Origin of the sequence: Falsiroseomonas ponticola, from assembly GCF_016805305.1 — a bacterium.
Lineage (GTDB): Bacteria > Pseudomonadota > Alphaproteobacteria > Acetobacterales > Acetobacteraceae > Falsiroseomonas > Falsiroseomonas ponticola.
Genome location: NZ_JAERQN010000010.1, coordinates 81,074 through 106,914, shown reverse-complemented (window position 1 = coordinate 106,914; position 25,841 = coordinate 81,074). Strand labels below are relative to the sequence as shown.

The 25,841-nt window shown below is 73.1% G+C and carries 22 protein-coding genes; 5 read left to right on the top strand and 17 right to left on the bottom strand.

What is annotated here, in order from left to right; all coding sequences use genetic code 11:
* Positions 1–28: 28 nt before the first annotated feature.
* The 6 genes from JJI54_RS24360 to JJI54_RS24335 all read right to left on the bottom strand — a co-directional run bounded on the left by JJI54_RS24360 (position 29) and on the right by JJI54_RS24335 (position 7,279).
* Positions 29–703: a GNAT family N-acetyltransferase gene (locus JJI54_RS24360; protein WP_203076014.1), complete on the bottom strand. Its 675-nt coding sequence runs from the start codon at positions 701–703 to the stop codon at positions 29–31.
* Positions 700–1,851 carry an acyltransferase family protein gene (locus JJI54_RS24355; protein ID WP_203076013.1) on the bottom strand — a complete coding sequence of 384 codons (1,152 nt, stop codon included), beginning with the start codon at positions 1,849–1,851 and terminating at the stop codon, positions 700–702. Before JJI54_RS24355 ends, JJI54_RS24360 begins: the two co-directional genes overlap by 4 nt.
* A 19-nt stretch (positions 1,852–1,870) precedes the next feature.
* Positions 1,871–3,562, bottom strand: a complete 1,692-nt coding sequence (locus tag JJI54_RS24350) for a serine aminopeptidase domain-containing protein (protein WP_203076012.1) — start codon at positions 3,560–3,562, stop codon at positions 1,871–1,873.
* Positions 3,563–3,585: 23 nt separating this feature from the next.
* Positions 3,586–4,527, bottom strand: coding sequence for an amino acid--[acyl-carrier-protein] ligase (locus JJI54_RS24345; protein WP_203076011.1), 942 nt, complete (start codon positions 4,525–4,527; stop codon positions 3,586–3,588).
* A gap of 25 nt (positions 4,528–4,552) precedes the next feature.
* Positions 4,553–4,816, bottom strand: coding sequence for an acyl carrier protein (locus JJI54_RS24340; protein WP_203076010.1), 264 nt, complete (start codon positions 4,814–4,816; stop codon positions 4,553–4,555).
* A gap of 132 nt (positions 4,817–4,948) precedes the next feature.
* Positions 4,949–7,279, bottom strand: coding sequence for a xanthine dehydrogenase family protein molybdopterin-binding subunit (locus JJI54_RS24335; RefSeq protein ID WP_203076009.1), 2,331 nt, complete (start codon positions 7,277–7,279; stop codon positions 4,949–4,951).
* A 121-nt stretch (positions 7,280–7,400) separates the two neighbouring features.
* Here JJI54_RS24335 and JJI54_RS24330 point away from each other — a divergent pair, with 121 nt between their 5' ends.
* Positions 7,401–8,048 carry a TetR/AcrR family transcriptional regulator gene (locus JJI54_RS24330; RefSeq protein WP_203076008.1) on the top strand — a complete coding sequence of 216 codons (648 nt, stop codon included), beginning with the start codon at positions 7,401–7,403 and terminating at the stop codon, positions 8,046–8,048.
* Here the strand turns inward: JJI54_RS24330 and JJI54_RS24325 are convergent, their stop codons facing one another.
* The 3 genes from JJI54_RS24325 to JJI54_RS24315 all read right to left on the bottom strand — a co-directional run bounded on the left by JJI54_RS24325 (position 8,049) and on the right by JJI54_RS24315 (position 9,415).
* Positions 8,049–8,213, bottom strand: coding sequence for a DUF3309 family protein (locus tag JJI54_RS24325; protein WP_203076007.1), 165 nt, complete (start codon positions 8,211–8,213; stop codon positions 8,049–8,051).
* A gap of 4 nt (positions 8,214–8,217) precedes the next feature.
* A complete protein-coding gene (locus JJI54_RS24320; protein ID WP_203076006.1) occupies positions 8,218–8,358 on the bottom strand; it encodes a hypothetical protein in 141 nt (46 codons plus the stop codon).
* Positions 8,359–8,521: 163 nt separating this feature from the next.
* Positions 8,522–9,415: a shikimate dehydrogenase gene (locus JJI54_RS24315; RefSeq protein ID WP_203076005.1), complete on the bottom strand. Its 894-nt coding sequence runs from the start codon at positions 9,413–9,415 to the stop codon at positions 8,522–8,524.
* 137 nt (positions 9,416–9,552) lie between these two features.
* Here JJI54_RS24315 and JJI54_RS24310 point away from each other — a divergent pair, with 137 nt between their 5' ends.
* The 3 genes from JJI54_RS24310 (at position 9,553) to JJI54_RS24300 (ending at position 13,505) form a co-directional block, all read left to right on the top strand.
* A complete protein-coding gene (locus JJI54_RS24310) occupies positions 9,553–10,542 on the top strand; it encodes a Bug family tripartite tricarboxylate transporter substrate binding protein (protein ID WP_203076004.1) in 990 nt (329 codons plus the stop codon).
* Positions 10,543–10,627: 85 nt separating this feature from the next.
* Positions 10,628–11,596 carry a Bug family tripartite tricarboxylate transporter substrate binding protein gene (locus tag JJI54_RS24305; RefSeq protein WP_203076003.1) on the top strand — a complete coding sequence of 323 codons (969 nt, stop codon included), beginning with the start codon at positions 10,628–10,630 and terminating at the stop codon, positions 11,594–11,596.
* A gap of 64 nt (positions 11,597–11,660) precedes the next feature.
* On the top strand, positions 11,661–13,505 hold the full coding sequence (locus JJI54_RS24300) for a bifunctional sugar phosphate isomerase/epimerase/4-hydroxyphenylpyruvate dioxygenase family protein (RefSeq protein ID WP_203076002.1): 1,845 nt from the start codon (positions 11,661–11,663) through the stop codon (positions 13,503–13,505).
* Here the strand turns inward: JJI54_RS24300 and JJI54_RS33030 are convergent, their stop codons facing one another.
* The 5 genes from JJI54_RS33030 to JJI54_RS24275 all read right to left on the bottom strand — a co-directional run bounded on the left by JJI54_RS33030 (position 13,506) and on the right by JJI54_RS24275 (position 21,199).
* The gene (locus JJI54_RS33030; protein WP_203076001.1) at positions 13,506–16,001 is read right to left on the bottom strand and encodes an ATP-binding protein; all 2,496 of its coding nucleotides are present in this window, start codon (positions 15,999–16,001) and stop codon (positions 13,506–13,508) included.
* Positions 16,002–16,095: 94 nt separating this feature from the next.
* Positions 16,096–17,322 (bottom strand): TonB family protein, encoded by a 1,227-nt coding sequence (locus JJI54_RS33025; protein WP_203076000.1) that lies wholly within the window; start codon positions 17,320–17,322, stop codon positions 16,096–16,098.
* A gap of 74 nt (positions 17,323–17,396) precedes the next feature.
* Positions 17,397–19,433, bottom strand: coding sequence for an acetate--CoA ligase family protein (locus JJI54_RS24285; protein WP_203075999.1), 2,037 nt, complete (start codon positions 19,431–19,433; stop codon positions 17,397–17,399).
* Entirely contained in the window at positions 19,430–20,215 is a 786-nt protein-coding gene (locus JJI54_RS24280) for an enoyl-CoA hydratase/isomerase family protein (protein WP_203075998.1), read from the bottom strand. The genes JJI54_RS24285 and JJI54_RS24280 overlap by 4 nt, the downstream gene beginning before the upstream one ends.
* Before the next feature lie 12 nt (positions 20,216–20,227).
* Entirely contained in the window at positions 20,228–21,199 is a 972-nt protein-coding gene (locus JJI54_RS24275) for a Bug family tripartite tricarboxylate transporter substrate binding protein (protein ID WP_203075997.1), read from the bottom strand.
* Between the two features lie 124 nt (positions 21,200–21,323).
* Here JJI54_RS24275 and JJI54_RS24270 point away from each other — a divergent pair, with 124 nt between their 5' ends.
* Positions 21,324–22,178: a LysR substrate-binding domain-containing protein gene (locus tag JJI54_RS24270; protein WP_203075996.1), complete on the top strand. Its 855-nt coding sequence runs from the start codon at positions 21,324–21,326 to the stop codon at positions 22,176–22,178.
* On the opposite strand, the gene JJI54_RS24265 is transcribed toward JJI54_RS24270, so the two are convergent.
* Genes JJI54_RS24265 through iolD form a run of 3 tightly spaced genes read right to left on the bottom strand, consistent with a single transcriptional unit; the run spans position 22,156 to position 25,725 of the window.
* A complete protein-coding gene (locus tag JJI54_RS24265) occupies positions 22,156–23,010 on the bottom strand; it encodes a polysaccharide deacetylase family protein (RefSeq protein WP_203075995.1) in 855 nt (284 codons plus the stop codon). The two genes, JJI54_RS24270 and JJI54_RS24265, sit on opposite strands and share 23 nt — an antisense overlap.
* Entirely contained in the window at positions 23,007–23,891 is an 885-nt protein-coding gene (iolE, locus tag JJI54_RS24260; RefSeq protein WP_203075994.1) for a myo-inosose-2 dehydratase, read from the bottom strand. The genes JJI54_RS24265 and iolE overlap by 4 nt, the downstream gene beginning before the upstream one ends.
* 1 nt (position 23,892) lies before the next feature.
* On the bottom strand, positions 23,893–25,725 hold the full coding sequence (gene iolD, locus JJI54_RS24255) for a 3D-(3,5/4)-trihydroxycyclohexane-1,2-dione acylhydrolase (decyclizing) (RefSeq protein ID WP_203075993.1): 1,833 nt from the start codon (positions 25,723–25,725) through the stop codon (positions 23,893–23,895).
* Positions 25,726–25,841 lie beyond the last annotated feature (116 nt).

Genomic DNA, 25,841 nt, shown 5'->3' with positions numbered 1-25,841 from the left:
CGGAGTGTCGCCCCGACCGGCGGCAGGCTCAACCCGCCCGCGCCAGCTTCCGCCTCTCCCGCCCCGCATCGTCGAAATTGGCGGCATCGAGCCAGGCGGCGATGGCCGCGCGGCGCGGCGGCCATTCCTCCGCCAGCAGCCCGTACCAATCCGTGTCCCGCCGCCGCCCGCGCGCGATCATGTGGGCGCGCAGCCTGCCCTCATGCCGGAAGCCCAGGCGTTCCGCCGCGCGGCCGGAGGCCGGGTGCAGCGCGTTGCACTTCCAGCCCACCCGCAGGTAGCGCAGCCTGCCCAGCAGGTGGTCCAGCAGCAGGAAGCAAGCCTCCGTCGCCGCCCGCGTCCGCGCCAGGCCGGGCGGGAACCAGAGATTGCCGAGCTCCGCCGCCGCATGGGCGGGGCGGATGTCGAGCAGCCCGATCCACCCCGCCGCCGGCCCCGGCGCGCCATCGGGCCCGAGCGGCCGCACGGCCCAGAGCATCTCCTCATGGCTCGCGGCCGCGAGGCGCAGATAGCCGCGGAAGGCGGCCTCGGTGCCGAAGGGGCCGAAGGGCAGGAAGGTGAAGCTCTCCGGCGCCGCGGCGGCGTGCGGCCAGAGATCGGCGGCATGGCCGGCCGAGAGCGGTTCCAGCAGCACCCAGCGGCCGCGATGCGGCGCGGCCTCCGGCCGGGCGCGCGGCGTCGCCTCCACCGGCTCCCCGGTCATGCCAGGCGCCGCCCGCCGGCCAGCACGCCGTAGAAGGCGGGGGAGAGGCGGAAGACCAGCACCCCCGCCGCCGCCACGATGCCAAGGGTGACCAGGACGGAGGCGCCGTAATGCGCCAGCAGCCAGGCCTCCCCGGTCGCGGGCATGACCCTCGACAGGACCTCCTTCACCAGGGCGATGACGGGGTAGTGCGCGGCGTGCAGGAAGAAGGCGAAGCCGCCCCAGCGCGCGAGCTGGCCGCCCCAGCCGGTGGCGGCGAGCTGCAGGCACACCCCCCAGCAGGCGACGACGCCGAGCGGGCGGATCAGGCGCGTCACCACGTCCAGCCAGGCGATGGTGGCGGGGTCCGCCATGTCCACCACCAGCGGCGCCAGGGTGCGCAACGCCGTCAGCGCCGCATAGGCCACGAGCAGGGAGAGCGTGGCGCCGGCGCTGATGCCGAGGTCCCAGCCCCGCCGCCGCGCCAGCGCGCCGAGGTAGAAGAAGAACAGCACATCCGTCCGGATGAAGATGCCGAGCGTGAAGCCCGCCGCCCAGACCGCCGCCAGCACCACCGCGCCGGCGATGGGCGCATGCCGCAGCGCCAGCCAGATCAGCGGCGCGCAGAGCACCGTGACGAAGAGGTCGCGCACGAACCAGAACTGGAAGGCGATCGGCACCGCCGTCACGCCCAGCACGGCATTGACGTAGTCCCAGGCATCGGCGGTCGCGACCTGGATGTTGAACTGCTGCGCGAAGCCGATGGTGGGCGCCACGCGCTGCACCAGGATGGCCAGCGCCAGCGTCGCCAGGTTCCACAGCACCAGCGGCAGCAGCAGCGACTTCAGCCGCCCGCGCAGCTTGCGCCCGATCCCCTGCCCCGCGCGGTCGCCGCCGCCGAAGAACAGCCAGCCGGATACCGCGCTCAGCAGCGGCACGGCGCTGAAGAAGAAGAAGGTCAGGAAGCCGTTGACGAAGGTGGCCAGGCGCGGCCCCTCCGGGTCGATGCCCTGGAAGGGCGGGCGGTGGTCGCCCGGCAGGTTGAAGTAGTGCAGGAACACCAGGCCGATCACCAGCGCGACGCGGGCGAATTCGATGGTGCGCGTCAGCGCGGCGGAGGCATCCACCGGGCGCGCGAAGGCGGGCTGCGCGGTCAGCACGGCACTCATGAACTGTCTCCTCCGGCCGTCAGCGCGCGGGCAGCGCGAGGTCCGCCAGGCCGCCCGGCGCGGGCTGGTCCCGGCGGGGGGTATTGGCGCCGAGCGGCGCCGCCGCGCTGTCCAGCCGCAGCGCCGCATCCTCGATCAGCGCCGCCGCCTCCGCCTGCATCGCCAGCGGCGCCAGCGCGTGTTCCGTGCCGTCCAGCACCCGGCAGCGCACCAGCGGGAAGGCCGCGAGCCGCCGGCCGCGGCGGCCGAAATGCGCGCGCAATTCCCGCAGGCCCCGGTCGCCGCGGCTGTAGCCCAGCAGCACATGCACCCGCCGCGCGGCCAGGCGCCGCATCCAGGCGGAGGGCGCGTCGAGCCCGGTCTCGATCCCCAGCGCGGCCAGGCCGCGATCGGCCTCCGCCTTCAGGCGGCGCCACAGCATGCGCGGGCGGCGCGCCCAGGGCGCCTCCCCGGGCGGCGGGCCGCCATCCAGCGCGGGGGCGCCGCCCTGGCTGCGGTCGAAGGCCGGCAGGTTGAACAGCGCCAGCCCATCGATCCGCGGATCGAGCAGCGCGAGCCGCAGCGCGACATGCGCGCCGGAACAGAGCCCGATGACCAGGCAGCGGGAGGCCCCCGTCGCCGCCAGCGCATCCCGCCCCGCCCGCGCCGCCGGCAGCAGCCCCTCCCCGAAGGGATCGGGGGCCAGGGCGGGGTCCGCGCCCTCCGGCGCCTCGCTGTCGCCAAGCCCGGGCAGGTCCATGCGCAGGGAGGGGATGCCAGAAGCGGCCAGGCGGCGCGCCAGGCGCACGCCGAAGCGGCCGACGCCGACATGGCCATTGGCGCCGGTGTTGAGCAGCAGCGCCGCCGTGCGCCGCGCGGCCGCGGGGGCCGGGCTGCACAGCACGCCGGCCAGGGCGCCGCCTGGGCCGAAGCGGATCACCCGTTCCGTCGTCCCGCCGCCGACGGGGCGGGGCTCGGCCTCCCGGACGGCAGGAAGGGTGCCGGCGGGGGGCGCATCCTCGGCCAGCCAGGCGGCGGCGCGGGCGAAGGCCTCGACGGGGATGCGCGCCTCATGCGCCGGGGCCAGGAACCGGTCCAGGCCCTCGAAGGCCTCGAAGGCCACGGCGGGGGCGACGCGGCGGGCGGCGCCCGCTTCGCCGTCCATCACCAGCACGCGCGGCGCGGCGGCGCGGCAGAGCGCGGCGGAAAGGTCGGCGCCCGCCAGATCCTCCAGTTCCTCCGCCGCCCAGTGATGGCCGCCGACCTCGATGCCATCCGCCCGGTCATCCCGCCCGCCGCCGACCTGCGCGGCCAGCAGCATGTGGCGCCGATGGGTGCGGCCCTGCGCGACGGGCGCCAGCAGCAGCAGGGCCGCGACATCCCCGGGCCGGCGCGCGGCCGCCTGCGCGGCCAGCAGCGCGCCGAGCCGCAGCCCCGCCAGCGCCACCGCCGCGCAGCCGGCCTCCGCCCGCATCCAGTCGATGGCGCCGAGGATCGCCTCCCGCACCGCTTCCAGCCGGAAGCGGTCGCCCGGGCTGTCGCCGGTGCCGGGATGGTCGATGCGCAGCGCCGGCAGGCCGAGCGCGGCGCAGCGCGTCGCCAGGTCCCGCAGGCCGCGATGCGCCAGCAGCGCCTCATGCCCCTCCGGCCCCACCAGGATGACGCCCTGGCCGAGCGGCGTGCCGCCGGCGGGGTGGAACCAGGCGTGGCAGCCGGCGACCGTGACCGGCACCGCGCGCGGGGGTGCCGGCGCCTTCACGGCCGGGGCCAGAGCGCCGCGCGCACCGGTTCGGGCCAGGCGGCGGGGTCCATGCCGTGGTGGCGCAGCAGTGCCAGCACGATGCGTTCCAACCCGAAGCCGGCGCAGCCGGTATGGGCGGGTTCGCCATCCGCGCCCTGGATGCCGTAGGCCTCCGCGAAATGGGTGACGTGGTAGTTGAAGGACCCGCAGGCGTTCGGGCGATCGGGGTCGCTGATCGGCACCAGGATCTCGAACTTCAGGCGCTGGCTGCGCTGGCCATCGCGCATCAGCGGCGCGGCGCGGCCGAAGAAGGGGTCATTGGCGATGTCGGTCGCGGCCGGCAGGTGCAGCGACGCGAACATCGCCATGGCGCGGTCCATCCAGCGGGACTGGAAGGCGCGGATGCGGTCCGGCGTGCCGAAGCAGACCTGTTCGCGCTGGCGGAACATCTGCATCCGCACGGGGTCGAGCGACGGTTCGCGCCGGAAGCAGTAGGAGGAGCTGTCCACCAGCCAGCCTTCCGCCGGCAGGCGCCCGCGCGCGGCCACGATGGGATAGACGGGGTAGCAGGAAGCGGGCGTCAGCATCACGTCGGCGGGCTGCATGTGGCTGGCCCATCCGCCTTCCTCCGGCGTGCAGGCCAGCGCGCGGCGATGCGCGGCATCATCCCCGCAGAAGCAGGAGACGCCCGCGGTCAGCTGCGGGAAGTTGCGGAAATAGCCGCTGGCCTCGAACCCCGCGCGGGACATGGCGGGCGGGAAGCGCAGCACCTCCACGCGATCATCGCCGGCGAGCCGCCCGACCATCGCATCGACCGCGGCGACGACACGCTCGAAGGCCTCGCCGCGCCCGTAGAGGCCATCGACACCCGTCGGCAGCAGGTGGCCGTGGCGGATCAGGTCTTCCCGGAACAGATCGGCCGGGGTCGCCGTGGTGGCGACGGTTGCGCTGTGCATGCTGTTCCCTCTCGGCGGCCCGGAGTCAGGCGGCGAGGGAATGCCGGTGCAGTTCCTCCGCCGCACCGATCAGCGCGGCGATGGTGGAAAAGGTTTCCCGGCGCAACAACCGATCAGGGAAACTTGAACCGAAATGTTCCTCCAGCCCCACCATCACCTCGACCGCGCCGAAGGAGGAGAGGCCCGCATCGAAGAGGTTCGCCGCCAGGTCGAGCTGCGCCACCGGCACAGCCAGGTCGCCGCGGCTGTCAAGAATCTGCCGCACCACGCTTTCCATCGTCGTCCCCATCTGCCTGGATGATGACGATAAACGCGCGCGGCGCGGCAGCCGCAATTCAACTCGGCATCAAGTCGCCGCTGCAACAGCGCGGCTTTTTTCGCGGCGCCAAGGAACCTTCGCCCGCGCCGCGAAGCCGCGCCGCTACTGCATCGCGCGCCAGACGCGTTCCGGCGTCGCGGGCATGTCGAGATGCGCGACGCCGATCGCATCGCAGATGGCGGAGATGACGGCGGGCAGCGCGCCGACCGTGCCCGCCTCCCCCGCCCCCTTGGCGCCGAGCGGGTTCATGGCCGTGGGCTGCGGGTTCGACCGCACGGCGACGAAGGGCATGTCCACCGCGCGCGGCATCGCATAGTCCATGAAGGAGGCGGCGAGGAGCTGCCCCGTCTCCGAATCGAAGACCGCCTCCTCCATCAAGGCCTGGCCGAGCCCCTGCGCCACGCCGCCCTGGATCTGGCCCTTCAGCAGCAGCGGGTTCACGACGGTGCCGACATCATCCACCACGGTGTAGCGCGTGATGGCGACGGCGCCGGTCTCGGGGTCCACCTCCGCCTCGCAGAGGTGGCAGCCATTGGGGAAGGTCGCGTCCTGGGGTGCCACGATGGCGGTGGCGTGCAGGCCCTTCTCCTCCCCCTGCGGGAGGCCGCCCGGCACATGCGCGGCGCGCGCCACCTGTTCGATGGTGACGGAGCGGTCGGTGCCCGCGACGGTGAAGCGGCCATCGGCGAAATCGATGTCGGCGCCGGCGGCTTCCAGCATCAGGCCCGCGATGTGGCGGCCGCGCGCGACGATGCGTTCCGCCGCCCGCGTCATCGCCGTGCCGCCGGCGATGATGGAGCGGCTGCCGAAGGTGCCGCGGCCATGCGGCAGCGCATCCGTGTCGCCATAGGCCACGCGCACCTTCAGCGGATCCAGCCCCAGCATGGTCGCCGCCATCTGGCGGAAGGCCGTCTCATGCCCCTGGCCATGGCTGTGGCCGCCGATCAGCAGGGTGCAATGGCCATCGGAGCCGAAGCGGATCTCCACGCCTTCCTCGCCCGGCATCCTGGCGGGACCCGCGCTGATCTCGATCGCATTGGCGATGCCGAGGCCGAGCTTGCGGCCCCGCGCCGCAGCCTCCGCGCGGCGGGCGGGGAAGCCCGCGACATCGGCGGCTTCCAGCGCCATGGTCATGCCGCGCGGGAAATCGCCGCTGTCATAGGTGAAGACGAGGCCCGTGCGGAACGGCATCTCCTGCGGCTGGATCAGGTTCTTCCAGCGCAGCGCGGCACGGTCCATGCCCAGATGCAGCGCCGCCATGTCGATCACCCGCTCGATCGCATAGGTCGCCTCCGGCCGCCCGGCGCCGCGATAGGGCGCCGTCGGCTGGGTGTTGGTGAAGGCGCCCAGCACCTCCGCATGTATCGCCGGCGTGCGATAGACGCCGGCCAAGCCGCCCAGGTTGTTGGTGGAGGAATGCGGCGTCAGAAGTGCCAGATAGGCGCCGAGATTGGCGACGGTGCGGATGCGGAGCGCGAGGAAATGGCCCTCCTCGTCCAGCGCCAGTTCGACGGTGCTGTCATTGTCCCGCGCATGGGCATCGGATTGCAGCGCCTCGCTGCGATCGGCCACCCAGCGCAGCGGGCGGTTGAGGCGCTTCGCGGCCCAGAGCAGCGCGGCCTGTTCCTGAGTCGGGTGGCTGCGCAGCCCGAAGGCGCCGCCCATGTCGGGCGCCACGACCCGCAGCGCGGAGGATCCCGCGCCCAGCACCGGCGCCAGCGTGTCCCGCAGATTGTGCGGGCCCTGCGTGCCGTTGCGCAGCGTCCAGCGCCCCTCCGCCTCGTCCCATTCGGCGATGGCGGCGCGGGGCTCCATGGGGTTGGCGGAGACACGGCTGATGCGGAAATCGAGTGCCACGCGATGCGCCGCCCGCGCGAAGGCGGCGCCGACCGCGGCCGCATCGCCCTGGGAGAAGCCGAAGCCGATATTGTCCGGGCAGAGGTCCGGCCAGACGAGCGGCGCGCCTTCCGCCAGGGCGGCGGTGGCGCTGGTTACGGCGGGCAGCACCTCCCACTCCACCAGCACCGCTTCCGCGGCATCCCGCGCCTGCTGCTTCGTCTCCGCCACGACCAGCGCGACGGGGTCGCCGACATGCCTGGCCGCACCGACGGCGAGGGGCCGGTAGGGCGGGCGGGGCATGGGGCTGCCATCGGGGCGCTGGCGCGGCACCGCGCAGGGCAGCGTGCCGATGCCATCCGCCACCGCATCCGCCCCGGTCAGCACGGCGATCACGCCCGGCAGGGCGAGCGCGGGCGTGACGTCGATCGACAGGATGCGCGCATGGGCGTGGGGGGAGCGCAGGAACACCGCCGCCGCGGCATCGGGCGCGCGCAGATCGTCGGTGTAGCGGCCCTGGCCGCGCAGCAGCCGCGCATCCTCGAACCGCCGCAGCGGCTGGCCGATTCCATTCGGATTGGTGGCGGTGTGCTGCATCGGACGTTCCCTGGCCTTCCCCTCGCCTACCGCCGGCGGAGCGCTTCGTCCATCTGGCGCGGCCGCGCTTCATCCGCGCGGAGTGCTTGCGCCGGCCTGTACGAACCGTAGAGTCCAGATCATGGAAACGCCAAGCGCCACACCCGCCCCCCGCCGCACCCGCGCGCCGGAAGCGACGCGGCGCGCCATCCTGGATGCGGCGCGGGCGGAATTCGCGGCCAAGGGCTACGCCGGCGGCCGGGTGGACGACATCGCGGCGCGTACCGCGACCTCCAAGCGCATGATCTACTACTATTTCGGGGGGAAGGAGCAGCTCTACGCCGCGGTGCTGGAGGAGATGTATGGCGGCATGCGCGATGCGGAAGCCGCGCTGGCGCTGGACAGCCTGCCGCCGCCGGAGGCGATGCGCCGCCTGGTGGAGGTGACCTTCGACCACCACGCCGCCCATCCAGAATTCGTCCGCCTGGTCAGCGTGGAGAACATCCACGAGGCCAGCAACGTGAAGCAATCGCCCGCCATCCGCGCCCGCAACGCCACCGTGATCGGCCGCATGTCCGCGCTGCTGAAGCGGGGCGAGGCGAGCGGCGATTTCCGCCGGGGCATCGACGCGGTGGATCTGCACATGCTGGTCAGCAGCTTCTGCTTCTACCGCGTCTCCAACCGCCACACGCTGGGCGCCATCTTCGGGCGGGACACGATGGAGCCCGCCACCGCGGCGCGGCAGCGGGAGATGATCGTGGCGGCGGTGCTGCGCTACGTCTCGCCCTGATCAGATCCGGCCCAGCACCATCAGCACGACGATGATGATCAGCACCGTGCCCAGCACGCCGACGCCGCCATGGCCGAAGCCGTAGCCATAGCCGCCGAAGCGCCCGCTGAAGCCGCCGATCAGCAGGATGACCAGCGCGATGAGGAGGAGGGTGCCGAGCGTCATGGCCTCAATTCGCCTGCACGCTGAGGCGCTGGCCGCCGACATTCACGTCCAGCACGGTGTTGTTCTTGTTGTAGGCCCAGACGCCGACGCCGCCCGCGATGGCGGCCAGCAGCGCGACGACGAGGATGACGGATTGGCGGGACATGTGACGCACTCCGGTTGATGGATGTGCCCCTCCAACACCCCAGGGGTGGGCCGGGTTCCCATCGTTCCGGTTTTTCGTGCCCTCACACGCCGTGTCGAAGGCATGCCCGCGGCGTGATGGGCACGCGCGTGCCGTCGCGGCATGGGCCGCGGGCTGGCGCCCCCTACCGCCCCAGCGCCGCCTTGAACCCCGCCAGCATCCGCTCCGCATCCGGCACCAGGCCGGTGAAATGCGTGAAGGCGTGCGCGGCCTGGAACACCGCCATGCCCCCGCCATCCAGCGTGCGGCAGCCGAGCTTCCGGGCCTCGGCCAGCAGCGCCGTCTCCAGCGGGAAATAGACGATCTCCGCCACCCAGAGCCGCGCATGCAGCAGCGCCGGCGGCAGGGGCGTGCCGGGCAGCTTCGCCATGCCGACCGGCGTGCAGTTCACCAGGCCATCGGCGGCCGCGACCTCCGCCGCCAGATCGGCCACCGGCACCGCGCGGCCTTCCCCGAAGCGGGCGGCGAGCGCGGCGGCGAGTTCCACCGCGCGGCCCGCATCCACGTCATGCACCGCGAGCCGGCCGACGCCCGCATCCAGCAGCGCCTGCGCCACGGCGGACCCCGCCCCGCCCGCGCCCAGCTGCACCACGCGGTCCCGCGCCACGCCGGGCAGGCCGCGGCGGAAACTCTCCCCGAAGCCGCTGCAATCCGTGTTGTGGCCGATCCGCCGCCCGTCCCGCAGCACCACCGTGTTCACCGCACCCAGCGCCGCCGCTTCCGGCGACAGTTCATCCAGCAGCGGGATCACCTGCTGCTTGCAGGGAAAGGTGATGTTGAGGCCGCCGAAGCCCATGCGTTCCGCCGCCACCAGCAGTTCCGGCAGCAGCGCCGCGCCGCCCGCGATGCGGTCGAGGTCGATGATGCGATAGACGCAGGGAAAGCCCTGCGCCGCGGCCTCCGCCATGTGCATCGCCGGCGTCCGGCTCGCCTGGATGCCCGCGCCGATCAGGCCGAGCACCAGCCCCTTCTCGTTCAGCGTGGCCAGGGCGGGTGCGGGCGGAAGGCTGTCGGGCATGGGACGCATCCTGTCTCGTCTTGGCCCCTTCAGAAAGGGCTTGCGCGAGTTATGGACTAACCGGTACATACAGGTCAACGGAATCGACGGCCGCGCCCCTGGCGCGAAGCCCCGGACCGGAGGAACGGAGACCAGGAATGACCCAGCTGACCCGCCGCGGCCTCGGTGCCGCTTCCCTTGGCCTGCTCGCGGGCGCCACCGCGCGCCCCGCGCTGGCGCAGGATGCCTGGCCCGGCACGCGCCCCGTCACCATCGTGGTGTCCTGGGCGCCGGGCGGCTCCTCCGACTTCACGGCGCGGCTGCTGGCGCAGCATCTGTCGCGCGAACTGCCGGGCAATGTGGTGGTGGACAACCGCCCGGGTGCCTCCGGCACCATCGGCCATGCCTCCGTCGCCCGCGCGCGGCCGGATGGCTACACGCTGCTGCTCGGCGTGAATTCCACCTACGCCATGTCCCGCCACCTGTTCCCGCAGCGCGGCTATGATGATGAGCGTGCCTTCGCCGGCATCGGCCGCGTCGCCATCTCCCCCATCTTCCTCTGCGTCAGCACCGCGCTCGGCGTGCGGGACATCGCGGGGCTGGTGGACCGGGCGAAGCGGGAGCCGGGCAGGCTCTCCTACGGCTCCTCCGGCGCCGGCTCCTCGGCCCATCTGGCGACGGAGCTGTTCCTGCGCGCCGCGGGCATCGACATCCAGAACGTCACCTATCGCGGCGGCGCGCCGGCGGTGCAGGCGCTGGTGACGAACGAGGTGCAGGTCGCCTTCGTCGATGGCGTGACGGCCCTGCCGCTGATCGCCGCGGGCCAGATCGTCGCCATCGGCATCAGCAGCCTGGAGCGCAACTCCCTCGCCCCCACCGTGCCGACCATCGCGGAAAGCGGCTTCCCGGGCTTCGAGGCGACGACCAACTGGTCCCTCCTCGCCCCCGCCGGCACGCCGCAGCCCATCATCGACCGCCTGGCCGCCGCCAAATCCGCCGTGCTGCGCACGCCGGAGGTGATCGAGCGCATGCGCCAGGTGGCGATCGTGCCGATGGACGGCACCCCGGCCCAGTTCCCGGAATACCTGGCCTCCGAGAGCGCCAAGTGGGGCGAGGTGATCCGCAGCCGCGGCATCACCCTGGAATGATCCCGCGGGATCGCTAGAACGTGCCTGCCGGCCGGCCCCACCAAGGGGCCGGCCCCACGCGAACCAAAGGGGAAGAGAAACCGCCATGATCACGCGTCGCCTGCTCGGCGGCCTTGCCGCCGCACCCTTCATCGCCCGTGGCGCCAGCGCCCAGGATGCCTGGCCGAGCCGGCCCGTCACGCTGGTGGTGCCCTGGGCCGCCGGCGGGTCCACCGATGCGGTGGCGCGCATCCTGGCCGCCCGGCTGTCCAGCGATTCGGGCCGCAGCTTCGTGGTGGACAACCGCACCGGCGCCAACGGCACCATCGGCTTCAACTCTGTCGCCCGCGCGCGGCCGGATGGCTACACGCTGCTGGTCTCCACCGTCAGCACCTACGCCATGGCGCCGCACATGATGACGCTGCCCTACAACAACGAGCGTGACTTCGTGGGCATCGGCCTGATGGCGGCGATGCCGATGATCCTCTGCGTGAACAAGAACTTCCCGGCGAACACCCTGGCGGAATTCGTCGCCGCGGCGAAGCGGCCCGGCGCCAACGTCACCTACGCCAATTCCGGCGTCGGCTCCTCCACGCATCTCGCGACGGAGCTGTTCCTGCAGAGCGCGGGGCTGCAGCTGGTCGATGTCGGCTATCGCGGCGGCGCGCCGGCGGTGCAGGGCGTGCTGGCGAACGAGACGCCGATGATCGTGCAGGCCGCCTCGGGCGTGCTGCCGCTGATCCAGGCCGGGGAGCTGAAGGCGCTCGCGATCTCGACGCGGGAGCGTAGCCCGGTGGCGCCGAACATCCCGACCTTCCGCGAACAGGGCTTCGCGGAGTACGAGGTGTATGAGCACATCGCCCTGCAGGGCCCGGCCGGGCTGCCGGAGGCGATCGTCAACCGCGCCAATGCGCTGGCCAAGGCCGCGCTGGAAGCGCCGGAGACGCGGGAGCGCCTGGCCGCGCTGGCCGTGGTCCCCGTGGTCGGCACCCCCGCCGAATGGCCCGCCTATTTCGCGGCCGAGAACGAGAAGTGGCGCGGCATCATCCGCAGCCGCAACATCACGCTCCAGTAAGAGGAGCCCACCCCGCGCCGGGATGCGCTATGCGTGTCCCGGTGCCTGAAGGGACGAGCAAAGCATGCAGCGGTCGATCGCCACGGTCTGTCTCTCGGGCACGCTCCCGGACAAGCTGGAATCGGCCGCCGCCGCGGGGTTCGAGGGGGTGGAGATCTTCGAGCAGGATCTCCTCGCCTTCGATGGATCCCCGGCCGAGGCCGGGCGCATGGCCGCCGATCTCGGCCTCGCCATCACCATCTTCCAGCCCTTCCGCGACTTCGAGGCGATGCCCGAGCCCGCGCGCGCCCGGAACATGGACCGCGCGGAGCGGAAATTCGATGCGATGCAGGCGCTGGGGACGGACCTCGTCCTGGTCTGCTCCAACACCCAGGCCGCCGCGATCGACGACGCCGCCCGCGCTAGCGCCGATTTGCGGGAGATGGCGGAGCGCGCGGCGAAGCGCGGGCTCCGCGTGGGGTTCGAGGCGCTGGCCTGGGGCCGTCACACCAACCGATGGCGCCAGGCCTGGAGCATTGTGCAGCAGGCCGACCACCCCGCGCTCGGCCTGATCCTCGACAGCTTCCACACGCTCTGCCTGGGCGACAACCTCGATGGCCTGTCGCAGGCGGTGCCACCCGAGAAGCTGTTCTTCCTGCAACTCGCGGACGCGCCGCGGCTGAGCATGGACCCGCTCTCCTGGTCCCGCCACCACCGCACCTTCCCGGGCCAGGGGGAGCTGGATGTGGCGGGCTTCCTGCGCGCCACGCTGGATGCGGGCTACAAGGGGCCCCTCTCGCTCGAGATCTTCAACGACGAATTCCGCGCCGCCCCCTCCCGCCGCATCGCCCGCGACGGGCTGCGCAGCCTGGTGTGGCTCGGCGAACAGGCGAAGGTCGCGGCGCTGCCGCCGGTGCCGAAGCTGGCGGGGATCGAGTTCGTGGAGTTCGCGGTGGATGAGACGGCGCGCGCCGAACTCGCCGCATTCATCGCCGCGCTGGGCTTCCGGCGCGCCGGCACGCACAAGTCGAAGGCCGTGGAGCTGTGGCGCAACGGGGGCGCCAACATCGTGCTGAACGCGGAGCCCGACAGCGCGGCCGCGGAACGCTTCGCGCAGCTCGGCGCCACCGTCTGCGCCATGGCCTTCCGCGTCGATGACCCCGCCCGCGTCGTGGCGCGGGCGGAGGCGCTGCGCTGCCCCACCTTCCGCGAAAGGGTCGGCGAGGGCGAGCGCCGCATCCCCGCCGTGCGCGCGCCGGACGGCACGCTGATCTACCTGGTGCAGTCGCCCAGCCCCACGCCCATCTGGGAGGACGACTTTCATCTGTTGCCCGATGCGGGGGAAGACAAAGGCGGCCTGACGGGCATCGACCATGTCGCGCAGGCGCTGGCGCCCGGGATGCTCGACAGCTTCGTGCTGTTCTACCGCGCGGTCTTCGGGCTGGAAGCCGATGCGCCCTGGGAATTGCCGGACCCCTATGGCCTGGTGCGGTCCCGCGCCTTCACGGGCGGAGGGGGCTCGGTGCGCCTGCCGCTCAACGTCTCCGAAAGCACGCGCACGGGCACGGGGCGCTTCGTCTCGGCACTCGCCGGCGCGGGGGTGCACCACATCGCCTTTGCCACAAAGGATGCGGCGGCGGTGGTGGATGCGGCCTCGACGCGCGCCGCGCCGCTGCTCGACATTCCCGACAACTACTACGAGGACCTCGGCGCCCGGGTGGGGCTGGAGGATGCGGCCCTGGCGGGGCTGCGCGAACGCCACCTGCTGTTCGACCAGGACGGCACCGGCGGCGTCTTCCTGCACGCCTATACCGCCCCCTTCCATGACCGCTTCTTCCTGGAGATCGCGGAGCGGGAGGGCGGCTATGCCGGCTTCGGCGCCGTCAACGCCGCGGTGCGCATGGCCGCGCAGCAGCGCGGCCGGGGATAGTCATTCGGCCGGCGCCGCCGGCAGCGTGATCCGGAACACCGCGCCCGGCCCCTCATTGCTGGCGGCGATGGTGCCGCCCATGCCCGTCACCAGCCCGTGGCAGATGGACAGGCCGAGCCCGGTGCCGCGATCCGGCCCCTTGGTGCTGACGAAGGGCTGGAACAGCCGCGCGAGCACCGCCGCCGGCAAGCCGCCGCCGGTATCCGCGACGGAGATGCGCACCTGGCCCGCGGCCGGGTCCGCCACGGCCTCCACCTCGATCCGGCGCGGGCCTTCCGCGCCGTGCTGCGTCACCGCATCCCGCGCATTCATGATCAGGTTGGACAGCACCTGTTCCAGCGCCACCAGCTGCCCCAGCACCACCGGGGGCGGATCGCCCAGCGTCACCACTAGGTCCACCATGGAATCGCGCAGGCTGGCGCCGACCAGCGACTGCACGCCGGCGATGGCGGCCTGCACCGGCACGGGCTGCGGCTGACCATCGGCCTCCGTCCCCCGCGCGAAGCGGCGCAGATGCTCGATCACGTCGGCCGCGCGCCGCGCATAGCCGATGATGCGCTGCAGGCGCTGGCCCGCCGCCGCGGCATCCCCGCGTTCCAGCGCCGATTGCGTATTGGTCGCGGCCAGCGTGATGGCCTGCAGCGGCTGCTTGAGTTCATGCGCCAGCCCGGCCGACATCTCCCCCAGCGATGCCAGGCGCGCGCTGGTGATCGCGCGCGCCTTGGCCTCCCGCTCCGCCGTCACGTCGGCGATGTAGCCCACCACCTCCATGCGCCCATCGGGCAGGCGGTCCATCACCTCCATCGTCACCACCACCGTGATGACGCGCCCATCGGCGCAGCGCATCGCGTGGTCGCTGCTCGAAGCGCCCTCGGCCGCCACCAGGGCCCATTGCTCCACCAGCCGGGCCGGCTCCTCGACGATGCCGCGCAGCCCGCCCTGCCGGACCACGTCATCCACCGCCCAGCCCGTCATCCGCTCGATCCCGCGGCTCATGAAGGTCTTGCGGAAGGACCCGTCGCCCGCGACCTGGCCGCGGAAGACGACGACGGGCGCGGCGCCCAGCGTCTGGTCCAGCTCCACCCGCGCGGCCTCCGCGCGCTGCGCGGCCTCGTATTGCGCGGTCACGTCGCGGGTGTAGCCCACCACCTCCCCGCCCCCATCCGGCCGGACGGCGACGCGCACCAGCACGGTGGACATCCAGCGATAGCGGCCATCGGGCTGGCGCAGCTGCCAGTCATATTCCGTGGTGCCGTGGCCCAGCGCATCGGCCACGCAATCATCGATCCAGGGCGTGCCCTGGGCCAGGTAGGGCGTCCAATCCGCCAGGCCGTTCAGCCGCCCATCCGTCCAGCCCGTCACGCGTTCCACGTCGCCGCCGCGGTACAGCAGGCGGGAGGGTCCGTGCGGCCCGATGCTGTCCCGCAGGAACAGCACCACCGGCAGGCCGCGGTGCAGGCGCTCCACCTGCGACCGGCACGCATGCAGCGCCGCCGCTTCCATCCGCAGCCGCGCGGCGCGGGTCACGGCGACGCCGGCGCCCACGGCCACCAGGCCCGCGGCGACGAAGCCGCCCACCATCAGCCGGATCGAGGCCTGCAGCGCCGGCAGCGCCTTCAGCTCGGCCTCCGTCTCCACCGCGGCGAAGACGGCCAGGTTGGTATCCGGCAGGGCGCGCACGGCGCGGAACTGCTCCACCCCCGTGAAGGCGTTGCGGCCGGCGGAGCTTGCCTGGTTCGTCGCCGCCAGGGTCTGCGACCAGGCGCCATGGCTGGCCGGCACCTGGCCGACCAGGGTCGGCGCCTCGGCCGGCGCGCCCCGCTGCACGCGGGCCAGGACCTCCCCCTGCCGGCGCAGCAGCGCGACCACGTCGCCATCCTGGGCGGCGATCGAGGCGAGGGAGCGGGAGAGGTCGCCCGGGTCCAGCCCCACCATCATGGTGCCGGCAAAGGCGCCGTCCCGGTCCTGCAGCGCCTGGGCGGCGAGGATCACGGTCAGGCCCGTGCCGCGGCCGACCTGCGGCGCCGTCAGGAAGGTGCCGCGGAAGCCATCGCGCAGCGCGACGAAATAGTCGCGGTCGCCGGCGTTGAAGGATTGCGCCATGACGTTGGTGGACCAGCGCAGCGCGCCATCCGCCGCCAGGATCACCACGCTCAGGAAGGGCGTGCGGCGGTCGCCGCGGTCCCGCAGCATCTGGCGCATCGCGCCTTCCAGCTCCTGCCGGATCCGCGCATCGGCGGCGTCCAGCAGCACCCAGCGCTGGGCCAGCACCTGCAGGCTGGCGATGTCATCGATGCTGCGCTGCACGAACTGGCCCGCCACATCGGCCGCCGCTTCCGCGCGCTGCAGCGCGATTCCGGCATGCACCTGCCCTTCCCGGGCGATGAAACGCTCCCCCACCGCCAGGGCGCCGGCGCCGCTGGCCAGCACCGCGGCGACGGCGAGGAGCGGCCAGAGGGGGCGGCGCGGGCGCCGGTCAAGGGGGAAGATTGCCACGCGACCTGTATTGCGGACCTGTTCTAACGCCCTTCTTAACCAATGCCCTCGACACGATCGAGAAACTTGAGCGTATTGCTAATTTTTGGGACGATCAGCGGCGGATGAGCACATAGTTCACCGTCAGGTCGATGGTCACGCCGTTGGGGTCCGCCGGCGGCGGAAAGGGCGGCAGCGTCGCCCCGCTGAAGGGGAAGGTCGTCCCGAAGTTGAGGGATGGCGAGGCGGAGGGCCCGGTGAGGCGCACGCTGCGCACCTGGCCGTTCGGCTCCACGATCACCTGCACCCGCACCGTGCCGGATTCGCCGAGTTCCAGCGCCCGCATCGGGTAGCGCATGTTCTGGTCCAGCCAGCGCCGGAAAGCCGCGCGCCAATCCGCGCCGACCTGCGCGCCGGTGACGCGCACGCTGGGGTCGGTGGTGGCCGTCCCCTCCGCCAGGCGGGGATCGACGGTCAGGTCCAGCCCCTGCGCCTGGCGGCGCCCCTGCGGCGCGCTGCGGGATGGCGCGCCAAGCTGCACGCCGCCGGGCACGAAGACGCTGCCGGGGGGCAGCGCCGGCGCGGCCTGCTGGCGCGGCTGCTCCGCCGGCGGCGCGGGCTGCGCGGGCGCGTCGAAGCGGGGGCGCAGGCGCAGGGGGGGCGCGGGCGGCAGGACCTCGGCCTCGGTCGGCAGCGGGGGCGCGGCTTCGGGCGGCGGCGCTTCCGGCACCGGCGGCGCGACGGGCGGCGGGGGTGGCGGCAGCATGGCGACCACGCCGGGCGGCGCCGGCGGGGGTGGCGGGGCGATGCTGGGCGGCGCGGCGGGGGCGGGTGGCGGCGGCGGGGCGGGCGGCCTCGGCGCCGGTGGCGGCACCAGCCGCGCCTCCGGGAAAGGTGGCGCCGGCGGCGGGGGGGCCGCCGGTGGCGGGGGCCGGGGCGCCTCCACCGGGGCGGGCGGGGCGCTGGCCTGGGGCGGGGCCGGGACGGCCTGTGCCACGGCCGGCGCCTCCGGCGCGGGCGGAACCTCGAAGCCCGGCGGGGGCTCGGCGGCGGGCCGTCCCGGGCTGCCGCCTTCGAAGACGATCTCGATGGCGGGGGCGGTGCCGGTGCCGTCGCGCCGGTCCCGCCGCCCCTCCCACAGCAGCAGCGCCATCACCAGCGCATGCGCCAGCACCGACCCCAGCAGCCAGGCCGCCACGCGCCGGCGCCAGCGGGAGGGCACGGCGCGCGCATCCGTCACCGTCGCGGCAGCCGCGATCGGCGGCGGATCGCGCCGCGCCGGGCCCGGGCGGGACGCGCCGAACCGGGGCAGGGGGGAGGAAGGGCGGCGATTCTCTGACACGGGCGGGGACCGGATAGACGATCCCGGCGCCCAAGGGGAGGAAACCGGCCGTGACGAAGTGTTCGCCCTGACAGCTAGGTCAGGATCGCCACCCCATCCGCCGCCCGCACCCCCTGCCCCGCCGGCAGGACGAAAAGCGGGTTGATCTCCGCCTCCACCAGCCGCTCGCCCAGCGCCTCCCCCATCCGGGCGAAGGCGAGCACGGCCTCCACCAGCGCGGCCTCATCCGCCGGCGGCGCGCCGCGATAGCCCGCCAGCAGGCGATGGGCCTTGAGGCCGCGCACCATCGCCACGGCATCGGCGCGGGAGAGCGGGAGCATGCGCAGCGCCGTGTCGCCGAAGACCTCCGCCGCCGTGCCGCCGGCGCCCAGCAGCACGGCGGTGCCGAGATGCGGGTCCCGGATCAGGCCGAGGATCGTCTCGACCCCGCCCGTCACCATCTCCTGCACCAGCACGCCCTCGGCCCGCGGGATGTTCGCGAGCAGGCGCGCGGCGGTTGCCGCCACCTCGCCCGGCGCCACGCGCAGCGCGACACCGCCGAGATCCGATTTATGCGCGATGTCGCGGGCCAGGATCTTCACCACCAGGCGGTCGCCGAGCCCGGCGGCGGCGGCGCCCGCCTCCTCCGGCGTTCGCGCCGCCACCTCCCGCACCGGCGTCACGCCGTAGCGCGCGAAGAGGCGCTTGGCCTCCGCCTCATCCATCGGGCCGGGGGGCAGATCCAGCGCCTCGGCCGGCGCCTCCGGCGCCAGGGCCGGGGCGGGGCGGGCGAGCGCGGCGAGGATCGCGGCGATGCCCTCCGGCGTGGTGGAGGCCGGCACGCCGCGCGCGTTCAACCCGGCCGAGATATGCGGCGCGTGGGGGCTGACATAGGCGATGACGGGCTTCGCGCTGCCGGCCCGCGCCTCCAGGATCGCATCCGCCACCAGCGTCGGCTGCGCCAAGGCCGAGCTGCCGACGATGACGACGAGTTGGTCATAGGACGGGCTGTCGAGCAGCGCGGTGATGGCACCCCGGAACAGGTCCGGCCGCACGCCGGCCAGCGTGACGTCCACCGGGTTGCCCGCCACCGCCTCCCCGATCAGGGCGCCGATCCGCGCGGCCGTGGGCGGGTCGAGCGGCGGCAGCGTGCCGCCCGCGAGTCCCGTCGCATCCGCGACCAGCGCGCCCGCGCCGCCGGTGGAGGTCAGCACCGCCACGCGGAAGCCCGCCGCGCGGCGGTCGCCCGCCAGCGCGGCGGAGACCTCCAGCAGGTCGGCGAAGCGGTCCACGCGGATCACGCCGAGGCTGGCGAAGAAGGCGTCGTACATCCGGTCGGCGCCGGCCATGGCGCCGGTGTGGGAGATGGCCGCCTGAGCCCCCGCCTCGCTGCGTCCGACCTTGAAGACGACGACGGGTTTCCCCGCGGCCGCGGCGCGGCGCGCGGCGCGGCGGAAGGCGGCGGGGTTTCGGATGCCTTCCAGATAGAGCGCGATGCAGCGCGTGGCGGGGTCATCGACCAGGTGGTCCAGCACCTCCGCCGCCTCGATATCGCCCTCATTGCCCGTGGCGATGAGGCGCGCGAAGCCGATGCCGGCCGCGGCACCCCGCGACAGCAGCGCGCCGAGGATGCCGCCGGATTGCGACACGACGGAAAGGCCGCCCGCGGGCAGATCCTCGAACTCCAGCGCGCCCGTCGCGCTCAGCACGATGCGGTCGGCCAGGTTCACCAGGCCGATGGTGTTGGGGCCGAGGAGGCGCATGGGCCCGCAGGCCGCGCGCAGCCTTGCCTGGCGCGCCATGCCATCCTCGCCCGTCTCCCCATAGCCACCGGCCAGCACGATGGCGGCCTTGCAGCCGCGGGCCGACAGGTCCCGCAGCGCCTGCTCCGCGCGTTCCGGCCCGACCAGCACGATGCCGACATCCGGCGCGCCGGGCAGCGACGCCACATCGGGGTAGCAGCGCAGGCCCGCGATGTCCGTCGCGCGCGGGTTCACCGGCCAGACATCACCCGCGAAGCCGTGCCGCACCAGGTAGCCGACCGGCCGGCCGCCCGTCTTGGTCAGGTCGGTGGAGGCGCCCACCACCGCGACGCTCCGCGGGCGCAGCAGCGCATCGAGGCCCGCGCTCACTTCTTCGACTTCTCGAGGAAGGCGGTGACGGAGGCGCGGTGTTCCGCGGTGGTGTAGCAGATGGCCTGGCTCTGGCTGCCGATGGCCAGCACCTGCTCGAAGGTGGATTCAAGGCTGCGGTCCAGCGTCGCCTTGGCCAGCGCCAGCGCGGCGGAGGACCCCGCCCCCACCTGCTCCGCCCAGGCTTGCGCCTGCGCCAGCAGATCGGCATCCGGCGCCACGCGATCCGCGAGCCCCATCGCCAGCGCCTCCGCCGAACCGACGCGGCGGCCGCTGAACACCAGATCCTTCGCCTTCGCCAGCCCGATGCGCCGCGGCAGGAAATACATGCCGCCGCCATCAGGGATCAGGCCGCGGTTGATGAAGCTCATGGTGAAATGCGCGGCCTCGCCAGCCAGGATGAAATCGCAGGCCAGCGCCACATCGGCGCCGAGCCCCGCCGCCGCGCCATTCACCGCCGCGATGGTGGGCTTCGGCATCAAGTGCAGCAGCGTGATCGACTTGTGCGTGCGCGCCTGGCGGCGCCAGCCATTGATCGCGACCTCCTCGGCCGGCGCCGCCAGGCGGTTCTTCATGCCCCGCACATCGCCGCCGGCGCAGAAGGCGGTGCCGGCGCCCGTCACCACCAGCGCCTTGATGGCGGGGTCGGCGGCGACCTGCTCCAGCGCCTCGATCATCTCGCCGCGCATGGCATCGTCGATCGCGTTGCGCACCGCGGGGCGGTTCAAGGTCAGCGTCGCGATGCCGTTCGTGACGGCCAGCAGGATGGCGGGGTCTGACATGGTCTCTCGTTCCTAATCGACGCGGAGGTTGGCGCGGCGCACGACGCCGGCCCAGCGTTCGCGGTCGCTGGCCAGCAGGCGGGTGAAGTGGCCGGGCTCGGGGCTCGGCGCGATCTCATCGACGCCGGCCTCGATCAGGCGGCGGCGGATGTCCGGGTCCTCCATCGCTCCCTTCGCGGCGGCATGCAGCACCGCGATGCGATCCGCCGGCGTGCCCGCCGCGGTCAGCAGCCCGTACCAGGTGGCGCTGTCCAGTTCGGGAAAGCCCTGTTCCACGCTGGTGGAGAGATCGGGCAGGGCCACGCTGCGGGACTGCCCCGCAATGGCCAAGGCGCGCAGCGTATTCGCCGCGATATGCGGCTGCAGCGGCGCGGAGGCATTGGTCAGGATATCGAGCCGCCCGCCCAGGATATCGTTCAGCGCGGGGCCGGTGCCGCGGTAGTGGATGGCCTCCAGCTCGATCCCCAGCACCACGCCGATCATGGCGCCGAGCGCATGGCCGTTGGTGCCCACGCCCGGGGTGCCGAAGCGCAGCGGTTCGCGGCGCTGGCGCCCGAAGGCCTGCAGCTCCGCCAGGTTGCGCGCGGGGATGGAGGGATGCACGCAGATGACGTTGGGCGAGGCGCCGAGATAGCCGATGGCCGCGAAATCCCGGACGGGGTCATAGGGCAGGCGCGGCTGCACGAGGGAGGAGATGACGAAGCTGCCCGACCCCGCCAGCAGCATGGTGTGCCCATCCGCCGGTGCCTTGGCCACGGCGTCATTGCCGAGCACGCCGCCCGCCCCGCCCCGGTTCTCCACCACCACGGGCTGGCCGAGCCTGGCCGCCATGCCATCCGCCAGCATGCGCCCGACCACGTCGTTGCTGCCGCCGGCGGTGAAGGGGATGACCATGCGCACGGGGCGGCTGGGGAAGGCCTGGGCATAGGCCGGAAGGGGCAGCAGGGCGGCGGGCAGCAGCTTCAGGGCATCGCGGCGACGCATGGGTTGTTTCCTCCGGAAGGGCGGCGCTGCGGCCGCCTTGGTGAACGCTGTCTGACGCCATGCGGCAGGCGGCGCCAGCGCGCAATCCTTGCCCTACCCCAAGCCCTGGTTATGCTGGGCGGCCATGGAGCTTCCGCCCCTCGGCGCGCTGCGCGCCTTCGCCCTGGTGGCCGAGACCGGCAGCCTGACCGGCGCCGGCGCCCGGCTGAACCTGACGCAGCCCGCCATCAGCCGCCGGATCCGGGAGCTGGAAGCCGCGCTGGGCGTCGCGCTGGTGCATCGCGGCGCCAATGCGCTGCGGCTGACGGAGGAAGGGGCGCGCTACGCCGCCGCGCTGAACCAGGCCTTCGGCGACATCGCCGCCGCCACCGCGGCGCTGCGCGGTGCCACGCCGCTACGCATCCGCGCCTATACGACCTGGGCGCTGCGCTGGCTGATCCCCCGCCTGCCCCGCTTCCGCGCCCTGCATCCGGGGCAGGAGGTGGAGGTGATGACCGGCACCGACCCCGCCGTGGATTTCGCGCGGGAGGGGCTGGACGCCGCCATCCGCACCGCCCCGGCCGCCAAGCCCCCGGCCCGCGACGCGGTGCGCCTGCAACCCGTGATGGTCGCGCCCTTCGCCGCGAAACGGGGGAAGCTGGAGGGCATGAGCCTGCTCGGCAGCCGCGTGCGGCCTCGGGACTGGGCGGTTTGGCACGAGGCCGCCGGCCTGCCGCCCCCCGCCCCGCCCCTGCTGTTCGAAAGCACGACGCTGGCGATCCAGGCGGCGGCGGAGGGACTCGGCGCCGTCATCTGCTCCCCCGCCTTCGTGGCGGAGGAGGTGCGGCGCCGGCGGCTGGTGCGCCTGTCGAAGGCCGAGGCCCCGACGGGCGACCATTACTGGCTGCTGCTGCCCCCCGGCTCGCCCACGCCCCGCGCCGCGGCGCTGCGCGACTGGCTGCTGGCGGAAGCCGCCATCACCCCCGCCAGCGATCCCTGAGCGCCCGGAACCCGCTTCGCGCCACGCCGTGCGCGTCCATCACCGCCTGCATGGTGCCATCGCCGAAGCGCTGATACTCCCCGATGCGCCATTCCGGCTTCTGCCGCGGATGCGCTGCCGTGATCGCCTCGATATCGCCCGGCGCATTCGGGTGCAGCGAGACGAAGGTGATCCCCTCCCCCGCCGGCACGACGATGTCGCGGTAGCTTTCGGCCGACACCTCGCGGTTCGGCGTCATGGCGAAGCGCTCGATCACCGGCATGCCGGCCTCGCTCATCATCGCGAAGGCCTCGGCGTAGAGCGCGCGATCCACCTCCCCCAGCTTCAGCACGCCGAGGTAGCTGCCGATGTCGCGCGGCAGCAGCAGCGGCAGCCGGTATTCGCGGGCGAGGGCCAGCGTGTGGGGCAGGATCTCCGGCACCAGCGCCGCGCCCATATGCGTGTCGAGATGCGTGGCATCGATGCCCAGGGCGAGGGCGCGGTCGATCTGCGCCCGCATTTCCGCCAGCGCCGCTTCCGGCTTCACCGTCGCGCGCAGGGTCGCGACGTTGGGCGAGAAGAAGCCATCGCCATCCATCAGCCCCGAGGCCGCCGAGCGCGTCGAGATCGGCCCCCAGCGATAGGCGGGCCATTCGCTGGTCAGCGTCAGGTGCACGCCAAGGTCGAGGGTCGTATCGCCCCGCGCCTCGGCCGCGATCTCGGGGAACCAGGGGCACGGCACCATGACGCTGCCGCTGTCGATCCGCCCCGCGCGGAACAGCGCGAGGTAGGCGAGATTCGCCCCATGGCACATGCCGACATCATCGGCATGCAGGATGACGGTCTTCGTCACCCGAAGGCGGCAGCCGCGAAGCGGGCGAGGTTGTCATGCCCCATCCGCGCATAGGTGAGCGGATGCGCGATGGCAGGATCCTGCTCCGCCTCCACCACCAGCCAGCCGGAATAGCCGGCGGCCGCGACGTGCGGCAGCACGGCAGCGTAATCGACGCAGCCATCACCCGGCACGGTGAAGACGCCGGCCAGCACGCTGTCGAGGAAGGAGAGGTTGCGCCGCTTCACATCCGCCATGACATCGGCGCGGATGTCCTTGGCATGGAAATGCGTCACGCGCTTCGCGTGGTTGCGCGCGGCGCGGACGGGATCGCCGCCCGCGAAGGTCAGATGCCCGGTGTCCAGCAGCAGGCCGACATGCCTGGTGCCGGCCATCATCCGGTCGATCTCGGCCTCGCTTTCGATCAGCGTGCCCATGTGGTGGTGATAGGCCATCGCCAGGCCGCGATCGCCGAGCCGCTTCGCCATCTCATCGAGCCGCGGCAGCAGCACATCCCATTGCGCCTCGGTCAGGACCGGCCGCTCCGCCACCGGCTTGCCCTTGTTGCCATGGATGGCGCTGGTCACCTCGCAGTGGACCATCGCCGTGCAGCCGAGTGCCGAGAGCAGCGCGATATGCGGCTCCGCGGCTTCCATCTCCGCATCCACGTCGCGCTCCAGCAGGTTCGACCCGTACCAGCCCGACGCCAGCGCCAGCCCATGCGCATCCAGGATCGGCTTCAGCGCGGCAGGCGTGCGCGGGAACTTGTTGCCGAGCTCGACACCCGCGAAGCCTGCCAGCTTCGCCTCCGCCAGGCAGGTCTCGAGCGGCGTTTCCGCGCCGAGTTCCGGCATGTCGTCATTGGTCCAGGTCAGCGGGTTGATCGCCAGCTTCACGCGCATCTCAGTGTTCCTGCTTCTTCAGCGCCGCCTCATAGGCGCGCCGTGCTGCAATCTGGGCCTCGCCCTTCGGCGCGGCGGCCACGGGCACGTCCCACCAGGCGCCGCCTTCCGCGGTGCTCACCTGCGGGTCGGTGTCGATGACGATGACGCTGGTGCGCTTTGCCGCCAGCGCCTTGGGGAGTGCGGCTTCCAGCCCCGCGATTCCGTCCACCTTGGTGGCGATGGCGCCCATGGACTTCGCATGCAGCGCGAAATCGACGCGCGGCGCAGCATCCGGCAGCAGATTGTTGAAGGGCGCGCCGCCCGTGCCGCGCTGCAGCCGGTTGATGCAGCCGAAGCCGCGGTTGTCCAGCACGACGATGGTCAGCTTGGCGCCCAGCATGACGGAGGTCGCGATCTCGCTGTTCATCATGAGGTAGCTGCCATCGCCGACCAGCACGACCACTTCCCGCTTCGGCACCGCCATCTTCACGCCGAGGCCACCGGCGATCTCATACCCCATGCAGGAATAGCCGTATTCCAGGTGGTAGCTGGCGGCATCCGTCGCACGCCACAGCTTGTGGAGTTCGCCCGGCAGCCCGCCGGCGGCGCAGACGACGACGCCATCCGCCGGCATGGCGCGGTTGACGGCGCCAAGCACCTGCGCGTCCGACGGCAGCGCCGTGTCCTTCGGCTTCGGCGCGGCCGTCACCTTCTCCACCGTGCGGTGCCAGCGCGCCGTCGCGGTCACCGCCTTCTCCTGCCACTCCCGCGGTGCCGACCACCGCCCGAGCGCGCCGCTCAGCGCCACCAGCCCGCGCGCGGCATCGGCGACCAGCGGCTGCCCCTCATGCTTCACCGCATCGAAGGCCGCGACGTTCAGCCCGAGCAGCGTCGCGCCGCCGAACAGCGCGCGCGAACCGCTGGTAAAATCCTGGAGCCGCGTGCCGACGGCCAGCACCAGATCGGCCTTGGCCGCCAGCGCATTGGCCGCCGCGCTGCCCGTCACGCCGATGGCCCCCGCATTGCGCGGGTGGTCCCAGGACAGGCTCCCCTTGCCCGCCTGCGTTTCCGCCACCGGCACGCCGTGGCGATGCGCGAAATCGGCCAGCGCGGCCTCCGCGCCGCTGTATTTCACGCCGCCGCCGGCCAGGATCAGAGGACGCTTCGCGGCCTTCAGGGCGTCGGCCGCCGCCGCCAGTTCCCGCGCATCCGGCTCCGGCGCGCGGGGGCGATGGAGGCGCTTGCGGAAGAACTCGGTGGGCCAGTCGAAGGCCTCGGTCTGCACATCCTGCGGGAAGGCGAGGGTGACGGGGCCGCATTCCACCGGGTCGGTCAGCACCCGCATCGCCGCCGGCAGCGCCGCCAGCAGCTGCTCCGGCCGAATGATCCGGTCGAAGTAGCGGGATACCGGCCGGAAGCAGTCATTGGCGGAGACCGTCGCATCCGAGAAGCTCTCGACCTGCTGCAGGACGGGATCAGGCCGGCGATTCGCGAAGACATCCCCCGGCAGGAACAGCACGGGCAGGCGGTTCACATGCGCCAGCGCCGCCGCCGTCACCATGTTGGTGGCGCCCGGCCCGATGGAGGTGGTGCAGGCCATCATCCGCCGCCGGGCATGCGCCTTGGCGAAGGCGATGGCGGCATGGGCCATGGCCTGTTCGTTATGCGCCCTGAAGGTCGGCAGCGCCTTCCGGTTGGCCTCCAGCGCCGGGCCGAGTCCCGCGACATTCCCATGCCCGAAGATGGCGAAGACGCCCCCGAACAGGGGCACGGGCCGGCCCTCGACCTCGGTCATCTGGGCGGCGAGGAAGCGCACCGTGGCCTCGGCGGCGGTCAGGCGTATGGTGGCCATGGGACTGGTCCTGGACGTTTCGGCGGGGCCGAGTTGACGGCCGGGCCAGTGTTACGGATTGATGACAGGCCCCACAAGCCGGGGCCGCCAAACGCGGTCCCCAGGGGGCCATAAGG